General features: G+C 65.2%; 22 protein-coding genes. 10 read left to right on the plus strand and 12 right to left on the minus strand.

The window, feature by feature from the left end; all coding sequences use genetic code 11:
* Positions 1–26: 26 nt before the first annotated feature.
* The 6 genes from ACCQ13_RS15225 to modC all read left to right on the plus strand — a co-directional run bounded on the left by ACCQ13_RS15225 (position 27) and on the right by modC (position 4,545).
* On the plus strand, positions 27–641 hold the full coding sequence (locus tag ACCQ13_RS15225) for an OmpW/AlkL family protein (RefSeq protein WP_159407492.1): 615 nt from the start codon (positions 27–29) through the stop codon (positions 639–641).
* A gap of 81 nt (positions 642–722) precedes the next feature.
* Positions 723–1,538 (plus strand): S1/P1 nuclease, encoded by an 816-nt coding sequence (locus tag ACCQ13_RS15230; RefSeq protein ID WP_159407493.1) that lies wholly within the window; start codon positions 723–725, stop codon positions 1,536–1,538.
* 13 nt (positions 1,539–1,551) lie between these two features.
* Positions 1,552–2,376 (plus strand): MBL fold metallo-hydrolase, encoded by an 825-nt coding sequence (locus ACCQ13_RS15235; RefSeq protein ID WP_104603435.1) that lies wholly within the window; start codon positions 1,552–1,554, stop codon positions 2,374–2,376.
* 75 nt (positions 2,377–2,451) lie between these two features.
* Positions 2,452–3,228 carry a molybdate ABC transporter substrate-binding protein gene (gene modA, locus ACCQ13_RS15240; RefSeq protein WP_372372301.1) on the plus strand — a complete coding sequence of 259 codons (777 nt, stop codon included), beginning with the start codon at positions 2,452–2,454 and terminating at the stop codon, positions 3,226–3,228.
* Positions 3,229–3,244: 16 nt separating this feature from the next.
* Positions 3,245–3,931: a molybdate ABC transporter permease subunit gene (modB, locus tag ACCQ13_RS15245; protein ID WP_372372425.1), complete on the plus strand. Its 687-nt coding sequence runs from the start codon at positions 3,245–3,247 to the stop codon at positions 3,929–3,931.
* A complete protein-coding gene (modC, locus tag ACCQ13_RS15250; RefSeq protein WP_104603390.1) occupies positions 3,931–4,545 on the plus strand; it encodes a molybdenum ABC transporter ATP-binding protein in 615 nt (204 codons plus the stop codon). Before modB ends, modC begins: the two co-directional genes overlap by 1 nt.
* Positions 4,546–4,575: 30 nt before the next feature.
* On the opposite strand, the gene ACCQ13_RS15255 is transcribed toward modC, so the two are convergent.
* Genes ACCQ13_RS15255 through ACCQ13_RS15265 form a run of 3 tightly spaced genes read right to left on the minus strand, consistent with a single transcriptional unit; the run spans position 4,576 to position 6,798 of the window.
* Entirely contained in the window at positions 4,576–5,163 is a 588-nt protein-coding gene (locus tag ACCQ13_RS15255; RefSeq protein ID WP_159407495.1) for a hypothetical protein, read from the minus strand.
* A complete protein-coding gene (locus tag ACCQ13_RS15260; protein ID WP_104603388.1) occupies positions 5,163–6,443 on the minus strand; it encodes a TonB family protein in 1,281 nt (426 codons plus the stop codon). The genes ACCQ13_RS15255 and ACCQ13_RS15260 overlap by 1 nt, the downstream gene beginning before the upstream one ends.
* Positions 6,433–6,798: a BlaI/MecI/CopY family transcriptional regulator gene (locus ACCQ13_RS15265; RefSeq protein WP_104603387.1), complete on the minus strand. Its 366-nt coding sequence runs from the start codon at positions 6,796–6,798 to the stop codon at positions 6,433–6,435. Before ACCQ13_RS15265 ends, ACCQ13_RS15260 begins: the two co-directional genes overlap by 11 nt.
* A gap of 147 nt (positions 6,799–6,945) precedes the next feature.
* Between ACCQ13_RS15265 and ACCQ13_RS15270 the strand changes: the two genes are divergently transcribed.
* The 3 genes from ACCQ13_RS15270 (at position 6,946) to ACCQ13_RS15280 (ending at position 10,824) form a co-directional block, all read left to right on the plus strand.
* Entirely contained in the window at positions 6,946–8,904 is a 1,959-nt protein-coding gene (locus tag ACCQ13_RS15270) for an acetyl-CoA hydrolase/transferase C-terminal domain-containing protein (protein ID WP_159407496.1), read from the plus strand.
* A gap of 271 nt (positions 8,905–9,175) precedes the next feature.
* Positions 9,176–10,102 carry a L,D-transpeptidase family protein gene (locus ACCQ13_RS15275; RefSeq protein WP_208800675.1) on the plus strand — a complete coding sequence of 309 codons (927 nt, stop codon included), beginning with the start codon at positions 9,176–9,178 and terminating at the stop codon, positions 10,100–10,102.
* Between the two features lie 2 nt (positions 10,103–10,104).
* Positions 10,105–10,824, plus strand: coding sequence for a M23 family metallopeptidase (locus ACCQ13_RS15280; RefSeq protein ID WP_104603384.1), 720 nt, complete (start codon positions 10,105–10,107; stop codon positions 10,822–10,824).
* Between the two features lie 81 nt (positions 10,825–10,905).
* On the opposite strand, the gene fhuE is transcribed toward ACCQ13_RS15280, so the two are convergent.
* Together fhuE and ACCQ13_RS15290 are read right to left on the minus strand one after the other, a co-directional pair.
* Complete coding sequence (gene fhuE / locus ACCQ13_RS15285; protein WP_104603383.1) at positions 10,906–13,098, minus strand: ferric-rhodotorulic acid/ferric-coprogen receptor FhuE; 2,193 nt, start codon at positions 13,096–13,098, stop codon at positions 10,906–10,908.
* A 379-nt stretch (positions 13,099–13,477) separates the two neighbouring features.
* Complete coding sequence (locus ACCQ13_RS15290; protein WP_372372443.1) at positions 13,478–13,621, minus strand: hypothetical protein; 144 nt, start codon at positions 13,619–13,621, stop codon at positions 13,478–13,480.
* Between ACCQ13_RS15290 and ACCQ13_RS15295 the strand changes: the two genes are divergently transcribed.
* Positions 13,604–14,485, plus strand: coding sequence for an alpha/beta fold hydrolase (locus ACCQ13_RS15295; RefSeq protein ID WP_372372426.1), 882 nt, complete (start codon positions 13,604–13,606; stop codon positions 14,483–14,485). The two genes, ACCQ13_RS15290 and ACCQ13_RS15295, sit on opposite strands and share 18 nt — an antisense overlap.
* A gap of 106 nt (positions 14,486–14,591) precedes the next feature.
* Here the strand turns inward: ACCQ13_RS15295 and tkt are convergent, their stop codons facing one another.
* The 7 genes from tkt to ACCQ13_RS15330 all read right to left on the minus strand — a co-directional run bounded on the left by tkt (position 14,592) and on the right by ACCQ13_RS15330 (position 24,664).
* Positions 14,592–16,592: a transketolase gene (gene tkt, locus ACCQ13_RS15300; RefSeq protein ID WP_104603381.1), complete on the minus strand. Its 2,001-nt coding sequence runs from the start codon at positions 16,590–16,592 to the stop codon at positions 14,592–14,594.
* Between the two features lie 174 nt (positions 16,593–16,766).
* Positions 16,767–18,047 (minus strand): dicarboxylate/amino acid:cation symporter, encoded by a 1,281-nt coding sequence (locus tag ACCQ13_RS15305; RefSeq protein ID WP_104603380.1) that lies wholly within the window; start codon positions 18,045–18,047, stop codon positions 16,767–16,769.
* Between the two features lie 332 nt (positions 18,048–18,379).
* A complete protein-coding gene (locus tag ACCQ13_RS15310; RefSeq protein WP_208800381.1) occupies positions 18,380–19,561 on the minus strand; it encodes a hypothetical protein in 1,182 nt (393 codons plus the stop codon).
* A gap of 171 nt (positions 19,562–19,732) precedes the next feature.
* Positions 19,733–20,122, minus strand: coding sequence for a 4-carboxymuconolactone decarboxylase (pcaC, locus tag ACCQ13_RS15315; RefSeq protein ID WP_159407498.1), 390 nt, complete (start codon positions 20,120–20,122; stop codon positions 19,733–19,735).
* Complete coding sequence (locus ACCQ13_RS15320; RefSeq protein ID WP_159407499.1) at positions 20,119–21,576, minus strand: NAD-dependent succinate-semialdehyde dehydrogenase; 1,458 nt, start codon at positions 21,574–21,576, stop codon at positions 20,119–20,121. The genes pcaC and ACCQ13_RS15320 overlap by 4 nt, the downstream gene beginning before the upstream one ends.
* A gap of 55 nt (positions 21,577–21,631) precedes the next feature.
* Positions 21,632–23,023, minus strand: a complete 1,392-nt coding sequence (locus tag ACCQ13_RS15325) for a purine-cytosine permease family protein (RefSeq protein WP_104603376.1) — start codon at positions 23,021–23,023, stop codon at positions 21,632–21,634.
* Between the two features lie 171 nt (positions 23,024–23,194).
* Positions 23,195–24,664, minus strand: a complete 1,470-nt coding sequence (locus ACCQ13_RS15330; protein WP_159407500.1) for an aldehyde dehydrogenase — start codon at positions 24,662–24,664, stop codon at positions 23,195–23,197.
* Position 24,665 lies beyond the last annotated feature (1 nt).

A 24,665-nucleotide genomic window follows, 5' to 3' on the forward strand; every position in this document is an offset into this window, starting at 1 on the left:
CTGTCCGACGACCTACCGGGGATTCCATGAGCAGCTTGTTCCGCACCGCACTTGCCATCGCACTGGCCGCTTCGACCAGCCCTGTCCTCGCCCAATCCGCCGGGCACTGGACGACCGGCTACGGTGCCGGCTACGTATCGCCGAAGTCCGATAGCGGTGCCTTCGGCACCGCGCGAGGCGAGATCAAGGGCGCGCCGACGCTCTCGTTCACCTACGAATACTTCCTGCGCAACAACCTCGGCATCGAGGTGCACGCCGCCGTTGCTGGCAGGCACGACCTAGAACTGCAAGGCGTCGGCAAGGTGGGCAGCTATTGGTCGGTGCCACCGAGCGTGTTGCTGCAGTACCACATCAATGGCTACGGCACGGTGTCGCCGTTCGTGGGCGTTGGCATCAACTACACCGCCTTCCTGGGCGAGGACACCGAGCCGGCGATCGGCAATGGCTCGCTGCGCTTTGAAGACTCGGTGGGCGCCACTGCGCATGTCGGGGTGGATTTCATCTTCAATGATCGCAGCGGCCTGCGCGTGGACGCGCGCTGGACCGATTCGCGCAGCAAGGTGGATTTCAACGGCAGGCGGCTGGGCGAAGCACGCATCGACCCGCTGACCTACGGGGTGTCGTACCTGGTCTACTTCTGATCGAGCGGCCGCCGCCCACCCGCGGCGGCATGCCGGAAGCCGCCATGAAGCCGACCCTGGCGGTTGCGTACAATCCGGCCAATGAAGACCTTTCCTCGCTCGCTCTGCATCCTTGCCGTCGCCGTTGCTGCGGCGATCCACTCCAACGCGGCATTCGCCTGGGGCGCGCAGGGCCACCGCCTGGTGGCCCGTATCGCCGAGACCGAACTGAGCCCGCAGGCACGCGCGCAAGTCGCATCCTTGCTGGCCGGCGAGCCGGACCCGACCTTGCACGGTGTGGCGACCTGGGCCGACGAACTGCGTGAACACGACCCCGACCTGGGCAAGCGTTCCGGGCCGTGGCATTACGTCAACCTTGGCGAGCACGACTGCAGCTATGCGCCGTCGCGCGATTGCCCGGATGGCAACTGCGTGATCGCCGCGCTCGAACGCCAGACCGCCCTGCTCGCCGATCGCAGCCAGCCGCTGGAGGTGCGGCGGCAAGCGTTGAAATTCGTGGTGCATTTCGTCGGCGACATCCATCAGCCGATGCACGCCGGCTATGCGCACGACAAGGGCGGCAACGATTTCCAGCTGCAGGTCGATGGCAAGGGCAGCAACCTGCATGCACTGTGGGACAGCGGCATGCTCAACGACCGCCACCTCGGCGACGAGGCCTATCTGCAACGTCTGCTGGCGCTGCCGGCCGCTGCTCCTGTCTCGCCAGTGCTGCCGCCGCCGGCAGCGGCGTGGGCACAGGCGTCCTGCAAGATCGCCATTGCCCCGGGCGCGTACCCGGGCTCCCACGTATTGCCGGAGGGCTACATGGCCACCTACCGACCGATCGCAGAAACGCAGTTGCGCCTCGCCGGCGACCGCCTGGCCGCCGTACTCAATGCGGCACTGGCCGGCTCCTGACGTGGAGACGCCGATGCCGCCGGAGGTGCTTGCGTTCTTCCATGCCGATAGCAACACCTTCACCTATGTGGTGGCCGATGCGGCCTCCGGCGCGGCGGCGGTGATCGACCCGGCACTGGACTATGCAGCCGACAGCGGCGCTATCGGCACGCAGGCCGCGCAGACGATCGTGGATGCCATCCGGCAACGCGGATGGCAGGTGCAGTGGCTGCTGGAAACCCATGCGCATGCCGATCACCTGTCTGCCGCACAATGGCTCAAGCCGCATTGGCCGCAGGCGCGCGTGGGCATCGGCGCCGGCATTGCCCAGGTGCAACGCACGCTCGCACCGCGCTACGCATTGCCGCAGGACTTTCGCGCCGACGGCTCGCAGTTCGACCAGTTGTTCGCCGATGACGAACGCTTCCTGCTCGGCGGCATCCAGGCGCGGGTCATCGCGGTGCCCGGCCACACCAGCGACAGCGTTGCGTACCTGATCGGCGATGCGTTGTTCCCCGGCGACTCGCTGTTCATGCCCGACGCGGGGACTGCGCGCTGCGACTTCCCTGGCGGCGATGCGCGGCAGCTGTATGCCTCGATCCAGCGCCTGTACACGCTACCAGATGCCACCCGCGTATTTGTCTGCCACGACTATGGCCCGGGCGGCCGGCCGGTGGCGCACCAGACCAGCATCGGCGAACAGCGGCGCAGCAATCTCCACGTGCGCGATGGCGTGGACATCGAAGCGTTCGTGGCGCAGCGGCAGGCACGCGACGCGACCCTGCCCGAGCCCAGGCTGATCGGCCCCGCGCTGCGGGCCAACCTACAGGCGGGGCGTTGCGGGGATGGAATTCCGTAACCCCAGCTGGCGGTCGCCACGCTGGTCACCGTGCAGCCGTTATGATCGGTGCCCGCCACCTGTTTGGAACGTCCCATGCGCATGATCGGTTTCTGGCAGCGCGCCCTGTGCGTGCTGATGCTTGCCCTGCCCGTGCTGGCCTGCGCGCAAGCCGCGCCGGTGACCGTCTTCGCGGCGGCCAGCCTGAAGGAGTCGATGGACGACGCCGCTGCCGCGTACGAAAAGGCCACCGGAACGCCGGTGCGCGTGTCGTATGCCGCAAGCTCGGCGCTGGCGCGTCAGATCGAGCAAGGCGCGCCGGCGGACGTGTTCTTTTCGGCCGATCTGGAATGGATGGACTATCTGCAACAGCGCAACCTGGTGGAGCCGGCACACCGCCAGCAGCTGCTTGGCAACACGCTGGTGCTGATCGCGCGAGCGGCCAGCAAGGTGCAGGTGGATCCGCGCGTACCGGGCAGCATCGCCAAGGCCTTGGGCGAGCGCGGCCGCCTGGCGGTTGGCCAGACCACCAGCGTGCCGGCCGGCAAATACGCCGCGGCGGCGCTGCGCTCGCTTGGTCAGTGGGACAGCGTGCAGGCACGCCTGGCCGAATCGGAAAGCGTGCGTGCAGCGTTGATGCTGGTGTCGCGTGGCGAGGCACCGTTGGGCATCGTGTATGGCTCGGATGCGCGCGCCGACGCCAAGGTGCGCGTCGTGGCAGCCTTCCCTGCGAGCAGTCATGCGCCCATCGTCTATCCGGTCGCTGCCTTGAAGAACAGCCGCAACCCCGCCGCCACCGCTTTCGTTACATGGCTGCGCAGCGCGCCGGCCAAGGCAATCTTCCGCCGTCGTGGCTTCTCGCTGCAGGATTGAGGCGCAGCGCTTGTCGATGTTCACCCCGCAGGAACTGATGGCCATCGGCCTGAGTCTGAAGGTTGCGCTGGTGGCGGCAGTGGCCAGCCTGCCACCGGGCATCGCCTGCGGCTGGCTGCTGGCGCGCCGGCGCTTCCCCGGCAAGGCACTGCTGGATGCGCTCTTGCATCTGCCGCTGGTGATGCCGCCGGTGGGGACGGGTTATGCGTTGCTGGTGACCCTGGGCACGCAGGGGGTGATCGGCAGCTGGTTGCTGGAGCACCTCGGCGTGCAATTCGCGTTCCGCTGGACCGGCGCGGCATTGGCCTGCGCGGTGATGGGATTTCCACTGATGGTGCGCGCAATCCGGCTATCGATCGAGGCCACCGACCGCCGCCTGGAAGCGGCGGCGGCCACGCTGGGTGCCGGGCCGTGGCGGGTGTTCTTCAGCATCACCTTGCCCCTGGCCTGGCCTGGCCTGATGGCCGGCATGGTGCTGGCGTTCGCCAAGGCACTGGGCGAGTTCGGCGCCACCATCACCTTCGTGTCGAATATCCCGGGCGAAACCCAGACCTTGTCGTCGGCCATCTACGGCCTGATGCAGGTACCCGGCATGGAATCGGGCGTGTGGCGGTTGGCGACGGTAGCCCTGGCGATCTCGCTGGCGGCATTACTGCTCTCCGAATGGCTGGTACGCCGGCCGCATCCGCGCGAGGACGGCTGATGCTGGATCTGGACCTGCATCTGCGCCGTGGCACGTTCCAGCGACACCTCTGCATCCAGGACGCGGCACGCGTGGTGGCCTTGGTGGGACCGTCCGGCGCGGGCAAGACCACGGTGCTTAACGCCATCGCCGGCCTGGTGCAGCCGGATGCGGGCCATATCCGCATCGATGGGCGCTGCCTGTACGACCACCAGCAGCGTGTGGACCTGCCCACGCACCAGCGCCGTATCGGCTATGTCTTCCAGGACGCGCGGCTGTTCCCGCATCTGGATGTGCGGCACAACCTGCGCTATGGCCGGCATGCGCGCGGTGCGGCGACCTTCGGCTTCGACGATGTGGTGGCCTTGCTCGGCATCGCGCCGCTGCTGCAGCGCCGGCCGCGCAACTTATCCGGCGGCGAAGCGCAGCGGGTGGCGATCGGCCGCGCGCTGCTGTCGCAGCCGGCAATCCTGTTGTTCGATGAGCCGCTGTCGGCGCTGGATCAGGCGCGCCGCGAAGAATTGATCCCCTACCTGCAGCGGGTGCGCGATGAAATCCGCCTGCCGATGTTGTACGTGAGCCATCACCCGGACGAAGTACAGCGCATCGCCGACAGTGTGCATGTACTGACGTGACCCGCTGATCCGGGCATCCGCATGCATGACTCAGCGTGCCACGTTGCCGGACCGCACACTTGCCTTGCCCTGCCGTACCTCGAAGGTGAAGGCAAACGGCAAGGTCACCGGCACCGGCTCCACACGCGCCGCGCCGGTACAGTCGTCCAGGTCTGCCGGAGGTGTTGCGCCGGGCGTGTAGGTGCACATCGCCGCCGGCACGAACTGCCACTGCATGACGGCGGTGCGCACGGCCTGCAGCAGATCGGCATGTTCGGGCAGCTGCCCTTTGCTGCACTCGTCGCGATCGGACAGCGGGTCCACGCGCTGCACCGCGCCGTCGGCCGTGAGGATCACCTGCACGCAGACCGTGGTCGGCGCCAGGGTCTGCTGCGACCAATCAGGTGGCAGCGTTGGTGGATCGCTGCGCACGGCGCGCGGCATGCGAAAGCGCTGTGTGGGCGACAGCGTGTACGCCTGGATCGCGCCTGTACCATCCGCAGCGGACTGCACCGGCAACATGCGTTGATCGACCGAATCCTCGCGTTGACTGCGCTCCTGCTCCACCGCAGGCTGGCTCGCGCAGCCGCTCAGCAGCAGCGCCAGTACACCGCCTCCAGACACCAGCGCGCGCCGCATCACCGCGTCTCCTGCGCGGTGCAACCCGATGCCGGACAGCCGGTTTTGTGCGCAAGCTGCGCAGTGTCATGCGCACTGTCGGTGGGCGGAGCAATATCGGACGCGTCTTCCGGTGGATCCATTTCGAAGCGCACCGGCACGCGTACCGTCGAGGTCACCGCCCTGCCGTCGACATGGACGGGCTTGAAGCGCCAGCCGTGCGCCGCCTCAAGCACGGACTGGTCGAACACACCGGCCGGCTGGCTATGCACAATGGCGATGCGTTCGGGCGCCCCACTCGGGCCCACCAGGATCTGCAGCTCGACCAGGCCGGCAAGACGCGCAGCGACTGCCGCAGCAGGGTACCTGGGCGGCTGCATCGTGCTGAAATCCAACGGGTTGCCGGCCACCGGCGTGGCTTGCAGACGCGCTGGCTGGATCACCCAACAGGCGGCACTGGCGATGACCGCCAGCAGCAGCACCACGCGACGGTTCGTGCGCGCACGCTGCCCGGTGATGGTGGGCATGCGCAGGGCCGCCAGACGCTGGGTCAACGGATGCGACGGCGCCCAACCACACGCAAGGGGCATCCAGCGGCCACCAAGCTGGCATTTGAGCATCGCATCGGCATAGCTGCGGCGCTTGTCTGGATGTCGCGCGATCACCGCAGCATCGCAGGCCAGCTCCTGATCCAGACGAAACGCGCGCCACCCCAGATGCAGCAGCGGATTGAACCAGCCCAGGCACAGCAGCACGATGGCCAGCGCGTTGGCGCGTAGATCGCCGCGGCGCAGATGCTGCTGCTCGTGGGCCAGGATCAACGCGCGCTCGTCGGCGCTGTAGCGGGTGGTGAAGTCCAGCGGCAGCACGATGCGTGGACGTCGCACGCCCAGCGACACCGGCAAGCTGGCATCATGGGTTGCCACCCATAGCGTCTTGTCCAGGGCCACCAGCGGGCCGAGACTGCGCACGAAACGCCGCTGCCCGCGCCATGCAGCGATGCCCATCAGCATCGCACCGGCCAGCCACACTGCAGCGAGCAGTTCGCGCCCACCCGCGCCGCTGCCCTGGATACCGGTTGCCGATGGCAGCACCACCAGCGCCGGTACGCGGGACAACACCGTGCCCACCGGCAGGCCTGGAAACATGGCGGCCACCAGCGCCAGCGGCACGCTTGCCCAGATTGCATACGCGGCGACCGCACCCAGCCAGCGCCGCAGCGGTCGCCGCAGCAGCAGGCAGATCAGCACCGCAACACTGCTGTAGCAGATGGCACGCAGCAACACGGCATCAAGGCTCATCGTCCAGCTCCCTGAGCAAACGCTTCAACTCGGCCACATCCGACGCACTGAGCTTTCCGCGCTCGCTGAAGTGCGCCACCAGCGGCGCGACCCGGCCGCCGAACAGCCGCTGCAGCAGGCCCTCGCTCTGTTGCTGCACCCACTGGTCGCGCTGCAGCACCGGCGTGTACAGATACTTGCGCCCGTCCTTCTGCGCGGCAATGGCGCCTTTGGTGAGCAGGCGATTGAGCAAGGTCTTGATGGTGGGCTCGGCCCAGTCGGTCTGCGACAGCGCTGCCACCACCTCCTCGGCGGTGCGTGGCGCGCCATCCCAGAGCACTTGCATCACCACCGCTTCCGCATCACTGATCGGCATACGATTACGCCCGTAATTTTTTACGATTACGCGCGTAAACTCAACCGATGTCAAGCGTCCGATCGACGCATTGCGGTTGCGGTGGCCGCCCATGCGCAGCGGCCGGCCTGCAGGCATCGCCGCGGCGGCTCGGCTACCCTTGCACGGATGACCAACCACCTGACCGACCTGGACTCCGCGCTGGAGTGGATCCTGCAGCGCATCGACGGCCCCCTGCGCGTTGGCGCGCCACTGGGCATCGGCAAACCGCACCGGCTGTTGAACGCGCTCTACGCACGGCTCAAGGACACCCCCTCGCGGCCGCTGGCGCTGTACACCGCGCTGTCGCTCAATCCCCCCAAACCGGGCGCCGGCCTTCAGGCACGCTTTGCAGCGCCGTTCATTGCGCGCCACTTCGGCGAGGACTTCCCGCAGCTTGCGTATGTCGATGCCATGCTGCGCGACGCCCTGCCTGCGCATATCCAGGTGGAAGAGTTCTACATGCAATCCGGTGGCCTGTTGCAGTCGACGCAGGCGCAGGCCGACTACACCAGCCTGAACTACACGCACGCCGCGGCGGCGGTGGCGCAGCGGGCGCCGAACCTGATCGTACAGAAGGTGGCACGCGAACCTGGCGGCACCCGGCTGTCGTTGTCGTGCAACAACGACATCACCCAGGACACCCTGGACGCGGTGCAGTCACTGGGGCTGCCGCGCCCGTTGCTGGTAGCCGAGGTCGACCCGCAATTGCCCTGGATCGGCGGCACCGCGGCGGTGGACGCGGCGTTCTTCGATCTGGTCATCGACCTGCCCGGCCCTACGCCGCGCCTGTTCGGCCTGCCGCGGCAGCCGGTGAACACCGTCGATTACGCCATCGGGCTGTACGCAAGCACCCTGGTGCGCGATGGCGGCACCTTGCAGATCGGCATCGGCACGCTGGCCGACGCCCTGAGCCATGCGCTGGTGCTACGCCACACCGACAACGCCACCTATCGCCGCGTGCTGCAGGCACTGGACCCTGACCTGGCAACGCATCCGGCCGTGCAGGCCAGCGGCGGGCTGGAGCCGTTCGCGATCGGCCTGTATGGCTGTAGCGAGATGCTCAACGAAGGCTTCAAGCAATTGGTGGACAGTGGCGTGATCGGCCGCAAGGTGCACGACGACCTGCCGCTGATGCAACGCATCGCCGATGGCCGTGCCAATGCCGACGACCACGCACGCCTGGCACGCGAGGGCCAATTCCTGCATGGCGCGTTCTATCTCGGCTCGCCGGACTTCTACCAGTGGTTGCGCACCCTCGACGAGCACACCCGCACTGCTATCGGCATGCGCCGCATCAGCGAGATCAATCAGCTCTATGGGGGCAACGAAGCGCTGGAACGCCTGCAACGGCGCGATGCGCGCTTCTTCAACTCCTGCATGATGGCCACCGCGCTGGGGGCGGCGGTGTCCGATGGTCTGGAGGATGGACGCGTGGTGTCCGGTGTGGGTGGCCAATACAACTTCGTGGCGATGGCGCATGCGCTACCGCAGGCACGCAGCGCGCTGATGTTGCGCGCCACCCGCGATGCCGGCGCGCGGGCGGTGAGCAATGTCCGTTGGAACTATGGTCACACCACCATCCCGCGTCACCTGCGCGATCTCTACATCACCGAGTACGGCATCGCCGACCTGCGCTACAAGACCGATCAGGAATGCGTACTGGAGATGGCCGGCATCTGCGATGCCCGCTTCCAAGACACGTTGCTGGCGCAGGCGACGCAGTCGCGCAAGCTACGCACCCCACCGCAACTGGCTACACGCGCGCAACGCAATACGCCCGAGGCGCTGGAGCAGGCCTTGGCCCCGTTTCGCCGCGACGGCAGCCTGCCCGACTATCCGCTGGGCAGCGACTTCACCGAAATCGAGCAGCATCTGCTGCGCGCCTTGGCCTGGCTAAAGGCTGCAACGGCCAGCCCCGGCAGCAAGGCTGCAACCGTGGCGCGTGCGGTACTTGCACCCGGAGCGGTGCAAGCCGTCGAAGCAGCCTGCCTGCAACGCATGGCGCTGGATGCACCACGCGGCCTGGGCGAGCGCGTGCAGGCCAAGCTGCTCGTCTACAGCCTGCGGCAGTGCGCATCCGCCTGACACCGCAACGCGGCGCAGCGGTGTTCCCTGCATCGAGGCACATGCGCAATGGTCCGGCTCGCACATGCGTGGTGCCCGTGCCCCGGCGACGGTGGATCGGGAGGAATCGGTCTTGGCGCGCTAGCGCGTTGGCCGCTGACCTTGCGACTGCCATTTCACGTCGACACGCGGGCGGCTGCGGCAAGGTGCCCGCATACTTCTTACGGACCCGCCCATGTCATTACGCTCCAATGCTCGTGTCTGTTTGCTCGCACTGGCGCTCGGCGCCTGGCTGCCTGCGCTGGCACAGGCGCCGCAATCTGCAGCCGCATCTGCGGCATCTGACGCCACACCCGCAGCAACGGGCGTTCCCACCGGTCCACGCTCGGACCTGCACGCACAGGTCTTGCTTGACCGTGCGCATTTTTCGCCGGGCCAGATCGATAGCGAACGCGGCTCCAACCAGAAGCGTGCGGTCTCCGGGTTCCAGGCAGCGCACGCCATCAAGGCCACCGGCGAGCTGGATGACGCAACCTGGCAGGCACTGCAGGCCGACACCACACCGACGCTGGTGCAATACACCTTGACCGAGGCCGATGTTGCCGGGCCGTTCCAACCGATCCCAAAGGGCCCGGCCGAGCAGGCCAGGCTGTCCGCACTGGGCTATGCATCGGTCGATGAGGCATTGGGCGAGCGCTTTCATGCCGACCCCGCGTTGCTGCGCCAACTCAATCCGGGCGTGGACCTGGGCAAGGCCGGCGGCGTGATCCAGGTACCCAACATCGATGGCGTAACACCGCTGGCCAAGCCGGCCAAACTGGTGGTCGACAAGTCCGATTCGACGCTGCGCCTGTTCGACGCGGACGACAAGGTGTACGCGCAGTTCCCGGTCTCATCCGGCAGCAAGCACGACCCGCTGCCGATCGGACGCTGGAAAATCCTGGGCATCTCGCGCGAACCGGTGTTCAAGTACAACCCCAAGCTGTTCTGGGACGCCAAGAAAGGCGACAAGAAAGCCACGTTACCGGCGGGCCCCAATAACCCGGTGGGCCGCGTCTGGATCGATCTATCCAAGCCGCATTATGGCCTGCATGGCACGCCGGAGCCGGGTCATGTCGGCAAGACCGAATCGCACGGTTGCGTGCGCCTGACCAACTGGGATGCCGTTGCGCTGGCCGGCGTGGTAGGGCCGTCGGTCCCGGTGGTGATGCAGGAGTAAACATGAAATTGCTGATGATCTTGATTGCAGGCGTGGCGATTGGCGCTGGCGGCTACTGGTGGCTGGAACGTCATGCACCGGAAGCAGCGGTCCCGGTGGCCGCCAGTGCCGCGCCCATCGTTGCAGCGCCGGCTCCCGCAGTGGACGTGGCTGCGCCTGCTGCGCCAGCGATGGCGCCGGCTGACTCCGTGCCTGTGACCCCGGCAACGGCATCCGCTGCGCCGGCCATGCCGGCGCCCGCCGCTGCCACTGTCCCGTCAGCAACCGCATCGGTGACACCCGCCGGCCTGCTGATTCCGGTACAAGGCATCGGCCGCGATCAATTGCAGGACACCTTCACCGATGCACGCAGCGAAGGCCGCGTACATGACGCCATCGACATCCTCGCACCGACCGGCACGCCGGTACTTGCGGTCGCTGATGGAACGGTCGAAAAGCTGTTCGACAGCGAACGCGGTGGCCTGACCGTGTATCAATTCGATCCAGGCGGCACGTATTGCTACTACTACGCGCATCTGGAACGTTACGCCGATGGCCTGGCGGAAAAGCAGTCCATCACGCGTGGCCAGATCATTGGCTATGTCGGCAGCACCGGCAACGCAAATCCTGCCGCGCCGCACCTGCACTTCGAAATCCACCACCTGGGACCGGAAAAACAATGGTGGAAGGGTGAGGCATTGAACCCCTACCCCATCCTGCGGGGCGATCAGCCGTTGCAGTAAGCAAGACAGGCACCTTTTGCAAGGTGCCTGTGCAATGACACAGCGAGGCGTAAGGTCGGCAACGCCTTGACGTGCGCTCGGTCAGAACGAATAGTTGAAGGTCAGCATGCCGTTGCGCGATGCGCCCCACGCGCCATAGCCACCGTTGAACTGCGAGAGGTAGTGCTTGTCGAGCAGGTTGTCGACGTTGAGTTGCACCGAGAACTGCGGCGACAGGCGGTAGCGGGCAAATGCACTGACCAGTGCGTAGGCACTCTGCTGGAAGGTGCCATACACCGGGTCCACGTAGTAGGAACGGTTCTGCCAGTTGACGCCGCCGCCCACGGTCAGGTCGCTCCACGCCCCCTGCGGGGTGTAGCTGCTGAATACCTTGATGGTGGTGCGCGGCAAATGCGTGTTGATCGAAGCGCCACCGGAATCACGCGCGGTGTAGTGCGACGCACCGACCGTGGCATTCCAGCCCTGGGTCAGGCGCCCGGACACCTCGAGGTCGAAGCCTTCGCTCACCACGCCATTGGCGGCCTGGTAAGCGGACTCGCTGCTGCCGGGAACAAAGCCACCGGTGGGCACACCAAGGTTGTCCTGCTCGATGCGGAACAGCGCCAGCGAGGCGTTGAGCTGGTCGTCGAACCACGCGGCCTTGACGCCGGCTTCGTAGCCCTTCCCGCTCAGCGGGTCGAGATAGCCACCGTTGGCATCGCGCAAGGTCTGCGGATTGAAGATTTCGGTATAGCTGACGTAGGTCGACCACACATCGTTGATGTCGTAGACCAGGCCGGCATATGGGGTGACTTCGGTCTGGGTGTCGGAAAACGGCAGCAACTGCTGCGTGGTGAAGTCGACGTTGCGGCCATCGATCTGCCAATCGGTGTAGCGCGCGCCCACCAGCAGCGTCAGCGGGTCGGCCAGCGAAAAACGTGCAGCCACGTAGGCGGCCTTCTGTTCGATGGTGGCTGCGCTCTGCAGCGTGCGCGGGTTCCAGTTGGGCTCCGGATAGGCGCCATTCCAACCGAAATAGCTGGTCAGAGGCGCGGGAAAATCGAAGGTGCCGTTGTTGACGTACTCGCGACGGTTGTAGCTGGCGCCGGCCACCAACTGATGCTCGCGGCCGAACAGCTGGAACGGACCTTCGGCATAGACATCGGCGCCATCGGCCTTGCGCTCGGTCTGGTAGTTGCCCGAATACGGCACCACACCGCCACCGGTGGCACGGTCGAAGCCAAAGATCGTATAGAACGGGTAGAACAGATGATTGGCCGCTTCGGTCTTTTCGTGGCTCACATTGGCCTTGAGCAGCCAGCCACTGTCAAAGCTCTGCTGCAGGCTGGCGAAGGTACGCTGCAGGCGCGTGTCCCAGAACGTCCAGTCGGCCGCCGGGTTGAACGAGCGGTCGAAGCGGGTGCGGCTGCCATCGCTGAAGAACAGCGGGAATCCGCCCCAGGTGACATCGTCCGATTCCTTCTTCTGGTATTCGTAGCCCACACTCAGCAAGGTGCTGTCGGTGAGGTCGGCATCAATGATGGCCGAACCGATCTTCTTGCGCAGCGAGTAGCGTTCCATGTCCGACTCGCCGTCCTGGTAGACGCCGACCACGCGCGCACGCACGGTGCCTTCGGGGTTCAGCGGCACGGTGACATCGGCCACGCTGCGGGTCTTGTTGAAGTCACCACCACCCACCGACACGGTGCCGGTAAAGTCGCGGCTGACCGCATGCTTGCGCACCAGGTTGATCGAGGCCGACGGGTTGCCCGAGCCGGTCAGCAGGCCGGTGGCGCCACGCACCACTTCCACGCGCTCGTACAACGCCACGTCCAGCGCGGAGTCGCCGTAGCTCCAGGCCTGTTCCATGTAGGCCGGGATGCCGTCGAACTGGTAGTTGTCGATGTAGAAACCACGCGCATAGAACTCCAGCCGCTCGCTATCGCTTTGCGCAACCGAGATGCCGGAAACGTTGTTGAGTACGTCGCTGATGCTTTGTAGGTTCTGGTCGTCCATGCGCTCGCGCGTCACCACCGTCACCGACTGCGGAATCTCGCGCAGCGACAGATTCATGCGGGTGCCGGCGGTGGTCTTCTCCACGGTATAGCCCTTGACCTGCTCGCCCTGCACGTTGAGCCGGTCCAGCGTGGTGACCTCGGCAGCGGCGGCGGCAACGGGCGTCTCGGCCAACGCCTGGCCGGCGGCCAGCGTGCACAGCGCGACGAACAAAGCGCGCGGCAGGGCGTGGCGACGCGCGCCCACGGAAACAAGACGCAACTCGGTACTACGGATCATCGGGAACTCCAACACAGACGGATCAGACCCAGCGCTGCGAAGACGCCGCGCCGGCAACAAGGGTGGAAAAGGTGTGCGCTAAGAGCGGCAGCGCGCTATCTTAATGGGAATGATTCGCATTTTAAATAGCCGATTGAGGTTTATTTAGCATTTGCTTGACACAAGCGAGCGCTACCCAAGCGAAAGGCGCATGGTGCAACTCCCGGTCCAACCGCAGCCATTGCAGCCGAACTCGCATAGACGCGACACTCACAGCGGGAGCTGCCGAACAGGTGGCTGATGCGATGACGGAACGCACTGCAACGGGAATCACATGAAGAAATGCTGGGTAGCGATCGCTCTACTGCTGGTGTGCGCGCCGGCAGTGCGTGCGGAGGAGTCAGGAAAAACGCGGTTGAATGACGCTTGCCGGGTCCCCGGCAACGCCGTCCACGAGGCAGGTCTTGTCCAGATCGGAGGCATCCAGCAATGGGTCACGATCGAAGGCCAGGACTGCCGTAATCCAGTGGTGCTGATCGTCCATGGCGGGCCGGGCAACCCGAATACGCCGTTCGCGCATCGCCTGTTCGGCAGCTGGACGCGCGATTTCACCATCGTGCAGTGGGACCAACGCGGTTCCGGCAAGACCTATGCGGCAAGCAAGCCTGCCGACGGCGAGTCGCTGACCATGCAGCGGCTGACCCAGGACGGTAGCGAGGTCGCACGCTATGCCACGCAACGGCTGGGCAAACCCAAGCTCATCCTGATGGGCGGGTCGTGGGGCTCGGCACTGGCCGTCACTCTCGCCAAGGCGAATCCCAACCTGTTCCACGCTTATGTCGGCACGGCGCAACTGGTCAACTACCAGGACGACATGGCGTCGAGCTACGCCAAGACACTGAGCCTGGCCCGCGCAGCCAACGATGCGGATGCGATCGGCAAGCTGGAGACGATCGGCCCGCCGCCTTGGACAAACCCACGCAACTTCGGAGTCCTCAGGCGCCTGACGCGCAAATACGAAGCCTTGCGTACCGACCCGGCACCGGAAGACTGGTTCACCTTCGCAGCGGACTACGACACGCCCGACTACCGCGCAGCCTATGAGGCCGGGGAAGACTATTCCTTCCTGCAGTTCGTCGGGCTGGCAGGCGACGGCATGGGCCCGCAGATCGACCTGCGCGCACTCGGGCCGCAGTTAGCCATGCCGGTCTATCTGATCCAGGGCGAGCAGGATCTGGTCACTCCGGCGCACATCAGCAAAGCCTATTTCGATGGTCTTTCTGCACCGAGCAAGGAATTTCTCCTGCTGCCACGCACAGGACACGATCCCAATCCGCCGATGATGGACGCACAGCTCAAAGTGCTGACCAGGATCCGTACAGCCGTGCTGGCCAACGAGGCGCACTGAGCCACGCAAGGCATCCGTTGAACGATGACGCACTGCGCATGGCTCGCGAAATCCAACAAAAAAGCCGGCTTTCGCCGGCTTCTTTGTTCGAGCACCACGCAAGGCGTTACAGCGCCTTGGCCGCCGCAACCACATGCGCGGCCGTGATCTTGAAGTACGCGTACAGCTGATCGGCCGGCGCCGAGGCGCCGAAGGTATCGATACCGACCACATCGCCATCCAGGCCCACGTACTTGCGCCAGAAGCCGGTCACGCCCGCTTCCACTGCCACGCGCTTGCGCACGGCGTTCGGCAGCACCTGTTCGCGGTACGCCGCATCCTGGCGGTCGAACACATCGGTCGACGGCATCGAAACAACGCGCGTCTTCAACCCCGCCGCATCCAGCGTCTGCTTGGCTTCCATCGCCAGGCCCACCTCCGAACCGGTGCCGATCAGGATCACATCGGGCGTGCCGCCTTCGGCATCGGCCAGCACGTAGCCACCGCGTTCGATCAACTTGAGCTGTTCGGCGCTGCGCGGCTGGTGCTGCAGGTTCTGGCGGCTGAAGATCAGGCAGCTCGGGCCGTCCTTGCGAGTGATCGCGGCCTTCCAGCTCACTGCCGATTCCACCGCATCGCCCGGGCGCCAGACATCGTTATTGGGGATGTAGCGCAGCGAGGCCAGGTGTTCCACCGGCTGATGGGTCGGGCCGTCTTCGCCCAGGCCGATCGAGTCGTGCGTGTACACATGGATGGCATGCGCCGGATTCAGCGCGCTCATGCGCACGCCATTGCGCGCGTAATCGCTGAACACCAGGAAGGTGGCATCGAACGGAATGAAGCCGCCATGCAGCGCCAGGCCATTGGCAATGGCGGTCATGCCGAACTCGCGCACGCCGTAATACACGTAGTTGGCGTCCGGGTCATCGGTGGCCACCGACTTGCTGGCCTTCCACAGGGTCAGGTTGGAATGCGCCAGGTCGGCCGAGCCGCCGATCAACTCGGGCAGCAGCGGCGCGAAGGCTTCGATGGCCAGCTGCGAGGCCTTGCGCGAGGCGATGGTCTGGCCGTCTTGCTGCGCCTTGGCGATGTAGGCATCGGCCTGGGCGATGAAGTCGGCCGGCAGCTCGCCGTGCGAGCGGCGGGTCAGCTCATCGGCTTCGCTGGTGTACTGCCTGGCGTACTTGTCGAACAGCTGTTCCCACTCGGCCTGGCGCAGCGTGCCGGTGCCACCGGCGCGCCAGCCGGCGTAGATCTCTTCGGGAATTTCGAACGGGCCATACGGCCATTCCAGTGCCTTGCGCGCGCCTTCCAGCTCGTCCTTGCCCAGCGGTGCGCCGTGCGAGGATTCCTTGCCGGCCTTGGTCGGCGCGCCGAAACCGATCTTGGTGCGGCAGCAGACCAGCGTGGGCTTGTCGCTGTTGTCCAGCGCCGCCTCGATGGCGGCCTTGATCTTCTCGGCATCATGCCCGTCCACGTCGCGGATGACGTGCCAGCCATAGGCTTCGAAACGCGCCGGGGTGTCGTCGCTGAACCAGCCGGCAGTGTTGCCGTCGATGGAGATCTGGTTGTTGTCCCAGAACGCCACCAGCTTGCCCAGGCCCCAGGTGCCTGCCAGCGAGGCGGCTTCGTGCGAAATGCCTTCCATCAGGCAGCCATCGCCCATGAACACCCAGGTGCGGTGGTCGACGATTTCCAGCTCCGGGCGGTTGTAGCGCTGTGCCAGCAACTTCTCGGCCAGCGCGAACCCGACCGCATTGGCAAAGCCCTGGCCGAGCGGGCCGGTAGTGGTCTCCACGCCCGGGGTTTCGCTGTGCTCCGGGTGGCCGGCGGTCTTGCTGTGCAGCTGGCGGAACTGCTTGAGCTGCTCGATCGGCAGGTCGTAGCCGGACAGGTGCAGCAGCGCGTACTGCAGCATCGAGCCGTGGCCGTTGGACAGCACGAAACGGTCGCGGTTGAACCACTGCGGGTTGTTCGGGTTGTGCCGGTAGAAATCGTTCCACAGCACTTCGGCGATATCGGCCATGCCCATCGGCATGCCGGGATGGCCGGACTTGGCGGCTTCGACCGCATCTGCGGCAAGAAAACGGATGGCGTTGGCCAGCTGGCGGCGGGTGGGCTGGGTCATGGGCGTCTATGGAAGCGGAAGGGAACACCGCTGGAAGCGGAGCCTTCATTCTCCCATACACAGCGTTACGGGAATCGGGAATCGGGAATCGGATGCAGCGTTGCGGGTTGGTCGATGGGCTCACCTTCGCGCCAGCCCGCTTTTACCGATTCTCGATTCTCGATTCCCGATTCCCTATTCCTCGCCCTTGGCCACCAGGGTCGTCAGCGCCAGATCCCCGGTCACGTTCAAGGCCGTGCGGCACATGTCCAGGAAGTGGTTGACGCCCAGGATCATGCCGATGCCCACCGGGTTGACCCCCACCATCGCGCAGATCAGCGCCACCACCGGCAGCGAGCCGGAGGGCACGCCGGCGGTGCCGATGCCGCCCAGGATGCAGACCAGCATCACCATGAATTGCTGGCCGAGGCTCAAGTCCACGTTGAAGAACTGCGCCAGGAAGATCACCGTCACGCCCTCGAACAACGCGGTGCCGTTCTGGTTGGCGGTGGCGCCCACCGTCAGCACGAAGCGCGACACCCGCGGCGGCAGGCCCATCTCGTCGGCCACGCGCAGGGCGGTGGGCAAGGTGGCGTTGCTGGACGCCGTGGAGAACGCCATCAACGTGGCTTCCTGGGTCTGCTTGAAGAAGCCCAACGGCGAGCGCCCGGCAAACTTCACCGCCAGCCCGTAGCTCACCACCATGTGCAGCCCCAACGCCAGCACGACCACGCCCACGTAGGCGCCCAGACGGATCAGCAGGTCGAAGCCAAACAGCGCGGCAAGATTGAACATGAAGCAGGCCACCGCATACGGCGCCAGGCGGATCACCAGGCCGATCAGGGTCATCGAGATCTCGAAGACGCCTTCGATCCCGCGCCGCAGCGTGGCGACCTTTTCATCGGCGCTCAGCACCATGCCCACGCCGAACATCACTGCAAAGAACATCAGCGACAGGATGGCGCCATTGCTGGACGCGGCGGCAATCACGTTGCTGGGCACGATCGACAACAGCATGTCCATGCCCTGCGGCTGGGTGCCGGAGCTGGAAATGATCTCGCGGGTGCGCTCGGCATTTTCCTGGATCAGCTGATTGGCCAGTTGCGGGTCCACCCCCGCACCGGGCTTGAGCACATTGACCAGCACCAAACCGAGCAGCACTGCAATGCCAGACAGCACGACGGTGTAGCCCAGGGTGCGCCAGCCCACGCGGCCCAGCGCGCGGATGTCGCCCATGTCGGAGATGCCCATCACCAGTGCCGAAAACAGCAACGGCACGATCAGCATGAAGATCAGATTGAGGAAAACCTGCGAAAACGGCGTGGTGACGTACTTGGTCGCCAGGCGCACCCAGTCGGCGTCGCTACCGGCCAGATAGTAGACCGCCAGCCCCAGCACCAGGCCCACGGCAAAGCCAATGCCCATCTTCCAGTGCAGGGGCAGGCCCGGGCGGCGTGCGGCAGGGGATGCAGTCATCTGGTCGGCCTTGATCTGAACACAAAGACTGGAGCTTAACAAACGCCATCGGTGCGACCACGCGTGGATGGCCCGCTGCGCGAGTTTTGCGGGGCGATAGGCCACCCCACAATTCCGTCTGGATGCTGAACATACTGGCGACTACCCGGCTGCCTTGGTTGGTTCGGCCTGGCGTAGACCGCCGCGCGAGCAATCGCAGTCGGCCTCTCATCGCAGGCAGTCGTCCGCTGGCCTGGATGGCGCGCAGGGCCTGCAGCAGACCCGTGGTAGATGCCGATCCCGGACACCGGCCACGCCTGCCTGGCGGCGGCGCAGCAGGGGGCTTGGCCGCTCTAGAAGTGGTAGCCAATGATCGAGAAAATGGATGTCTTCGTCCGGCCGTCGCCGCCTTGCGCTGCACCGCCGAGGTATTGGCCGGCACCGACGAAGGGATCGTTGCGCCCAACCAGTAGCTCGGTGGAAATCTGCAACGCAGCGCGCTTCCAGGCAATCCCCAGCGTCAAGCGCTCGCTGTCCTGGAACGCGGCCCGGTCCTTGAAGAAGCGTGAATAGCTGGCGTACGTGTTGAACGATTCGCTCCCCAGGGTGACCGGCATGCCAAATTCCGCAAACACCACGGTTCCGCAGGTTGCGATGTTGTACGACGCATCGAAGCCGCCGACGGTCACAATGTCAGGGTTCCGCACTCCCGACAGGTTGATTTGCTGGCGCGCGGCAAGCAACTTCGCGCTCCAGGACGTGGCCACCAGCTTGAGACTGGCGGCATACGCCAAACGCTGACCATCGCGATGACCGAGCCCGCTTTCGTCCACCAGCCGGGAGTGCAGGCCGGACACTGCGGCAGTGAGTTTCGCATCGCAACCACTGGCTACATCCCAATCGTAGGTGGCGGCCAGCAGATCGCGTTCGGAGGTATTCGTCCCATCGGGTACGTAACCGTCGGCCTGCACGAACGTGGTGGAGTAGCGGGCACCATCGCGGCTGAGACCCTTGCCGTTCGGCGTGGAGATCGGGTAATAGCCGGTGGACAGGCGATACCCTGGCCCGTCGTGCTTGTAGGTGATGCCCGGGGCATACACCTCTTCAAGACCGATCACGAATCCAATGCTACCCAACACCTGCGCACCCCAGTACTGATCGTCCAGTACCACCGGCGGCAGGCCTACCGCGATGCGATCGCCATTGGCAAGCCGGCGACCGGCGTACGCCTGCAGCGGGAAACCCACCTCGCCTGGATAGTTGCGATAGCCGGAGGTGGTTGGATACAGAAAGCTTCCGCCATAGAACCGGTACTGCGCTGACGCAAAATAATCGCGGCCGTCGAAGTCGGCCTTCAGGATGAAGGTGTCGAACGAAAGATGATCGGAGGTCCGCCGTTGGCCGCCGCCGCCGACGTCGTTGAAACGCACGTCCCAACGTGCGCGCAACACCGCACCGGCCGTCCAGCCAGCCGGCGCCACGGTCGCTGGAGCCGCATATTCCACTGTCTGTGCTTGCACGCTGGCAGAACACACCAAAGCCACTGCCAGGGCACTCGCGCACAAGCGCAATGGCAGGCGGGAGGGCAAAGCAAAACGATGAGCAATGGCCATGTTGAGATTCCCGGACAGGCGTGCAGACGGAAGGCAACCGCAGCCCCTCCGCCCGTCACGGCGGCAAGGCCACTGCATGAGGGAATGCCGCGTTTACGCCGGGTCAGCCGTATCGAACTCGGCGATCGCTTCCCGGGCGATGCGGAAGCTATCCACGGCCGCCGGCACGCCGCAGTAGACCGCTACCTGCGGCAGCGCTTCACGGATTTTTTCGCGGGGGACGCCATTGCGCAGTGCGCCTTTCACGTGGATCTTCAGCTCGTGCGGCCGGTTCAAGGCGGAAATCATCGCCAGGTTGATGAGACTCCGCTCGGAGCGGGCCAGATCGCTGCGCGCCCATACCGTGCCCCAGCAATATTCCGTGACCAGTTCCTGCAGCGGCTGGCTGAAGGCATCGGCCTGTGCCAACGCACGATCCACATAAGCATCGCCCAGCACTTCACGTCGAATCTGCAGGCCTTTCTCAAATCGTGCGTCGTTCATGCTGTCATGCCTCCGAAGATGGTGTACTTGATGTCAAGGAAGTCTTCGATACCGTACTTGGATCCTTCGCGCCCCAGGCCGGACTGCTTGATGGCGCCGAACGGCGCAACCTCGTTGGAGATGGCGGCACGGTTGATGCCAACCATGCCGTAGTCCAGTTGCTCACTCATGCGCCAGGCGCGGTCCAGATCGCGGGTATAGCAGTAGGCGGCCAAGCCTGAATCGGTATCGTTGGCCAGTGCCACGGCCTCGCTTTCAGTGTGGAAGCGGAAGACCGCCGCCAGCGGGCCGAAGGTTTCATCACGGGCGACCTGCATGTCCGCGACCGCGTCGGCAATCAGGGTCGGCGCGTAGAAACATTCACCGGCCGGCAAGACGTGCCCGCCCGCGAGCAGCCGCCCGCCTTTGGCCAGCGCGTCATCCACATGCGACTGCACCTTGGCCACTGCTGCCGGATTGATCAGTGGGCCCACGTCGGTGTCGGCATCCTCACCGGCGCCAACCTTGAGCGCGCTGATGCGCGCCTGCAGCGCGCTCAGAAAGACGTCGTAGACGGCATCCTGCACCAGGAAGCGGTTCACGCAGACGCAGGTCTGGCCGGCATTGCGAAACTTGGCCAGCATGGCGCCATCGACGGCGGCCGGGATGTCCGCATCGTCGAACACGATGAAGGGCGCATTGCCACCCAACTCCAGCGAGACCTTCTTGATGGTCTTGGCGGCCTTGCCATACAACAGACGCCCAATGGGAGTGGAGCCGGTGAAGGTGAACTTGCGCACATCGGTACTTTCGAAGAACGCTTCGCCGATGGCTTGTGCGTCGCCGGTGACCACGCTGAGCATCGCCGGCGGCACTCCCGCCTGCAGGGCCAGGTCGGCCAGTGCCAGCGCGGTGTACGGTGTTTCAGCCGCAGGCTTGACGATGCAAGGGCACCCAGCCGCGAGTGCCGGAGCCAGCTTGCGGGTAATCATCGCGGCAGGGAAATTCCACGGCGTGATCGCTGCGACCACGCCGATGGGCTGCTTGGTCACCATGATGCGTGCGTCGCCATGCGGACTGGGAATGATGTCGCCGTAGACGCGTTTGGCTTCTTCGGCAAACCATTCCACGAAACTGGCCGCGTACACGACCTCGGCACGCGCCTCGGCAAGCGGCTTGCCCTGTTCCAATGTGAGAATGGCCGCCAGTTCGTCGGCATGATCGACCATCAGCTGGAACCAGCGCTTGAGGATGTCCGAACGCTCCCGCGCCGTGCGGCTGCGCCATTGCGGCCACTGCGCTTGCGCCAATGCGATGGCACGCCGGGTCTCCTCACCAGCCATGCGCGGTACCGTGCCGATCACGCCTTGGGTAGCGGGGTTGAAAATGTCGTCGGTCTGGCCATTGTCGGCGGCGCACCATGCACCGGCGATCAGGGCCTTCTGGTGGAACAGGGCGAACGATTGAACGTCCATTGCGACCTCGTAGAATGGGCAAGCCACAGCGCGCGTGGCAGTGCGCGTGCAGCGCTCAGTTGACTGGAATGTTGGCGTGGCGTGGACTGCGCACCACGAGCAGCGCATAGCAGATCGCGCTGACGATCAGGCCGACGATCCAGGAAACGTCCACCCCACCGAACAGGCTGGCCCACGGCCCCTGGAAGAAGGTGTTGCTGATGAAAGGAACCTGCACCAGCGTACCGATGACATAGGCCGTCATCGCCTTGCCGTTGAACAGGCCGTAACGACCGCCGTCACGCGCGAAGATCGAGGCGATGTCGTACTTGCCACGGTTGACCACGTAGAAGTCCAGCAAGTTGATCGACACCCACGGGGCGAGGATGAACAGCAGCGCGAACACGGCGTTGATGAAGATCTCGATGAAGTTGGACGACGCCCACAACGCACATATCGTGGACACGGCCAGCAGCACGCACGACAGCGTGATCCGCGCCAGACGCCCCGGTGTCCACATGGGCGAGAAGGTCTGCAATGAAGTCACGCAGGACAGCACCGCGCCATACAGGTTCATTGCGTTGTGACCGATGATGTTGACCAGGAACAGGATCATCAGCACGTAGCCGAAGCCGCCGGTATGGATGCGCACGGCCTCCATGGCATCGGTCTGGCCACCTCCGCTGACTGCCAACATGCCGAAGGTGAAGGCCAGGATGGGCCCAAGCGATGCGCCAAGATAGGTGTAGATGAAGGGCTTGAACACGCCCACGCTGCGCGGCAATGCGCGCGAATAATCCGAGGTGTAGGGAGAGAAGCTGATCTGCCACACGCAGCCGATGCCGAACATGGAAACCCAGCCGGCTGGCGTGAAGCCACCTTGACTCAGCGTATCGGCGCTGAGGTTGGGCACCATGATGGCCAGGCCGATGACCAGCGCCCCGCCCATGAACCAGATGCCGATCCGGTTGAAGCTGTGAATGAAGGTGTAGCCGATGATACCGATGACGGTCGCCAGGGCCGCTCCCAGCACGGTCGCCAACGGCACGGGGATGGCGGGGATCACCGTGTGCAGCGTCTTGCCGGACAGGATGATGTTGGAGATGAAGTAACCCAGGTAGATGAGCGTGGTGAAGCCCACCACCAGCAACGAACCGAAGCGACCGAACTGCGCGCGGCTCTGGATCATCTGCGGAATGCCCGCCAGCGGACCTTGTGCCGATGCCAGCGCCAGGACGATGGCACCGAACAGGTGGCCGGCCACGATGGCGGTGATCGCGCTGACCACATCCAACTTGAAGGTCAGGATGGACATCGCTCCGGTGATGACCGCCAACGGCGCGATGTTGGTACAGAACCAGAGGGTGAACAGGTCACGGGGATTCCCGTGGCGCTGCTGGTCCGGGATGTAGCCGATGGAGTGACCCTCGATGGCGAAAACGCCGTCTTGCTTGTCTGCGATGCTCATGTTCGTTGATCCTTGGGCAGGATCGACCACGCCACCCGCAGACACTCTGCGCGGATGTGGACCGATTCAGTCATCAGTTTGGGAGCACTGCAACGCCCATCGAGGGGGGAAGGCGGGCAGTGCCGGCGGGTGACGCGTTGGAGTGCCGCCAATGCGGAAGAGCACAGCGCCCTAGCGCATCACGAAGGGGTCATCCATGGGCGTATCGGAGGTGCGTAACCACACCGTCTTGGTGGTGGTGTATTCCAGGGCCGCCGCCGCGCCACCCTCCCGGCCGTGACCGGAGAGGCCGAAGCCGCCAAACGGGGCCAACGGAGAGATCGCGCGGTACGTATTGATCCAGACCACGCCGGAGTGGATCGAACGGCTCAAACGGTGGGCGCGGCTCAGGTCGCGGGTGAAGATGCCGGCGGCCAGTCCGAACGAGGTTCCGTTGGCCTTGGCCACTGCCTCCTCCTCGCTGCGGAAGACATCGACCGACAGCACCGGTCCGAACAGCTCGGTGGTGATGCTGTCTGCCTGCGGGGTGTGGCTGCAATCAAGAATGGTGGGCGGGAAGTAATAGCCCGGTCGTTCGAGGCGGGTGCCACCGCAGAGCAACCTGCCCCCCTGCTGCAGGGAGGAGGCAAGCACCTGTTCGATGTGCTGCAACTGGCGCGCAGTGCATAGCGGGCCGAACTCGGTGTCGGCTTCGCCGGGGGCGCCGATGGTAATGGCAGCCACTTTCTCCAGCAGTTTGGCCAGGAAGGCGTTCTTGATGTCGGCATGGACGAGCAGCCGGGAACCGGCCACGCAGCTCTGTCCACTGGCCGCAAAAATCGCCGCCAACTGCGCGTTCACTGCACTTTCCAGGTCAGCATCGTCGAACACCACGAACGGCGATTTGCCCCCCAGTTCCAGCGAAACACGGGCCAGGTTGTTCTGGCTGTTGCCCACGATATGCCGTGCCGTTGCCGGGCCTCCGGTAAAGGCAATCTGGGCCACTGTGGGATGCGCGCTGAGCACCGCGCCGCATTCCGGGCCGAAGCCGGTGATGACATTCACCACGCCCGGTGGAAAACCGGCGTCGTGCAGCAACTGCGCGAAGGCCAGCAGCGGTGCCGGCGCGTCTTCCGAGGCTTTCAGCACCACCGTGCAGCCGACGGCCAGTGCCGGACCCAGCTTCACTGCCGAAAGGAACAGCTGGCTGTTCCATGGCACGATGGCAGCCACCACGCCGATGGGCACGCGATTCAGCCAGACCTGCATGTCCGGCTTGTCCACTGGCACGACGCTGCCTTCGATCTTGTCGGCAATGCCGGCGTAGTAGCGATAGTACTCGGCGATGTAGGCAATCTGGCCGCAGGTTTCGCGGATGATTTTGCCGGTGTCGCGCGTTTCGATCGCGGCCAGCTCCGGTGCCGCCTTCTCCAGTAGGTCTGCCAGCCGGTACAGCAGCTTGCCGCGCTGGGAGGCGGTCAAGCCGGCCCAGGCTGGCGCATGCAGGGCGCGGTCGGCCGCCTCGACGGCACGCTCCACCTGCTCGCGACGCGCCTCGGGCATGCTGGCCCACGGTTCGCCTGTGGCAGGGTCCACACTGTCGAACGTGGCCGCCCCAGCCTCGAAGTGACCATCGATGTAGAGTTCGAATGGACGGGTCATG

Source organism: Xanthomonas sp. NCPPB 1638 (genome assembly GCF_041475635.2).
In the GTDB taxonomy this organism is placed as follows: domain Bacteria; phylum Pseudomonadota; class Gammaproteobacteria; order Xanthomonadales; family Xanthomonadaceae; genus Xanthomonas; species Xanthomonas cucurbitae.

Bases quoted from the DNA above. Each gene is read 5' to 3' on its own strand.
- ACCQ13_RS15265 (WP_104603387.1), bottom strand. From the start codon at position 6,798: ATGCCGATCAGTGATGCGGAAGCGGTGGTGATGCAAGTGCTCTGGGAT.
- ACCQ13_RS15290 (WP_372372443.1), bottom strand. From the start codon at position 13,621: ATGGACGATCAGCACCACTGGATTACGGCAGTCCTGGCCTTCGATCGT.
- modA (WP_372372301.1), top strand. From the start codon at position 2,452: ATGCGCATGATCGGTTTCTGGCAGCGCGCCCTGTGCGTGCTGATGCTT.
- tkt (WP_104603381.1), bottom strand. From the start codon at position 16,592: ATGACCCAGCCCACCCGCCGCCAGCTGGCCAACGCCATCCGTTTTCTT.
- modB (WP_372372425.1), top strand. From the start codon at position 3,245: ATGTTCACCCCGCAGGAACTGATGGCCATCGGCCTGAGTCTGAAGGTT.
- ACCQ13_RS15325 (WP_104603376.1), bottom strand. From the start codon at position 23,023: ATGAGCATCGCAGACAAGCAAGACGGCGTTTTCGCCATCGAGGGTCAC.
- ACCQ13_RS15255 (WP_159407495.1), bottom strand. From the start codon at position 5,163: ATGCGGCGCGCGCTGGTGTCTGGAGGCGGTGTACTGGCGCTGCTGCTG.
- ACCQ13_RS15320 (WP_159407499.1), bottom strand. From the start codon at position 21,576: ATGGACGTTCAATCGTTCGCCCTGTTCCACCAGAAGGCCCTGATCGCC.
- ACCQ13_RS15305 (WP_104603380.1), bottom strand. From the start codon at position 18,047: ATGACTGCATCCCCTGCCGCACGCCGCCCGGGCCTGCCCCTGCACTGG.
- pcaC (WP_159407498.1), bottom strand. From the start codon at position 20,122: ATGAACGACGCACGATTTGAGAAAGGCCTGCAGATTCGACGTGAAGTG.
- ACCQ13_RS15280 (WP_104603384.1), top strand. From the start codon at position 10,105: ATGAAATTGCTGATGATCTTGATTGCAGGCGTGGCGATTGGCGCTGGC.
- ACCQ13_RS15230 (WP_159407493.1), top strand. From the start codon at position 723: ATGAAGACCTTTCCTCGCTCGCTCTGCATCCTTGCCGTCGCCGTTGCT.
- fhuE (WP_104603383.1), bottom strand. From the start codon at position 13,098: ATGATCCGTAGTACCGAGTTGCGTCTTGTTTCCGTGGGCGCGCGTCGC.
- ACCQ13_RS15225 (WP_159407492.1), top strand. From the start codon at position 27: ATGAGCAGCTTGTTCCGCACCGCACTTGCCATCGCACTGGCCGCTTCG.
- ACCQ13_RS15330 (WP_159407500.1), bottom strand. From the start codon at position 24,664: ATGACCCGTCCATTCGAACTCTACATCGATGGTCACTTCGAGGCTGGG.
- ACCQ13_RS15235 (WP_104603435.1), top strand. From the start codon at position 1,552: ATGCCGCCGGAGGTGCTTGCGTTCTTCCATGCCGATAGCAACACCTTC.
- modC (WP_104603390.1), top strand. From the start codon at position 3,931: ATGCTGGATCTGGACCTGCATCTGCGCCGTGGCACGTTCCAGCGACAC.
- ACCQ13_RS15260 (WP_104603388.1), bottom strand. From the start codon at position 6,443: ATGAGCCTTGATGCCGTGTTGCTGCGTGCCATCTGCTACAGCAGTGTT.
- ACCQ13_RS15270 (WP_159407496.1), top strand. From the start codon at position 6,946: ATGACCAACCACCTGACCGACCTGGACTCCGCGCTGGAGTGGATCCTG.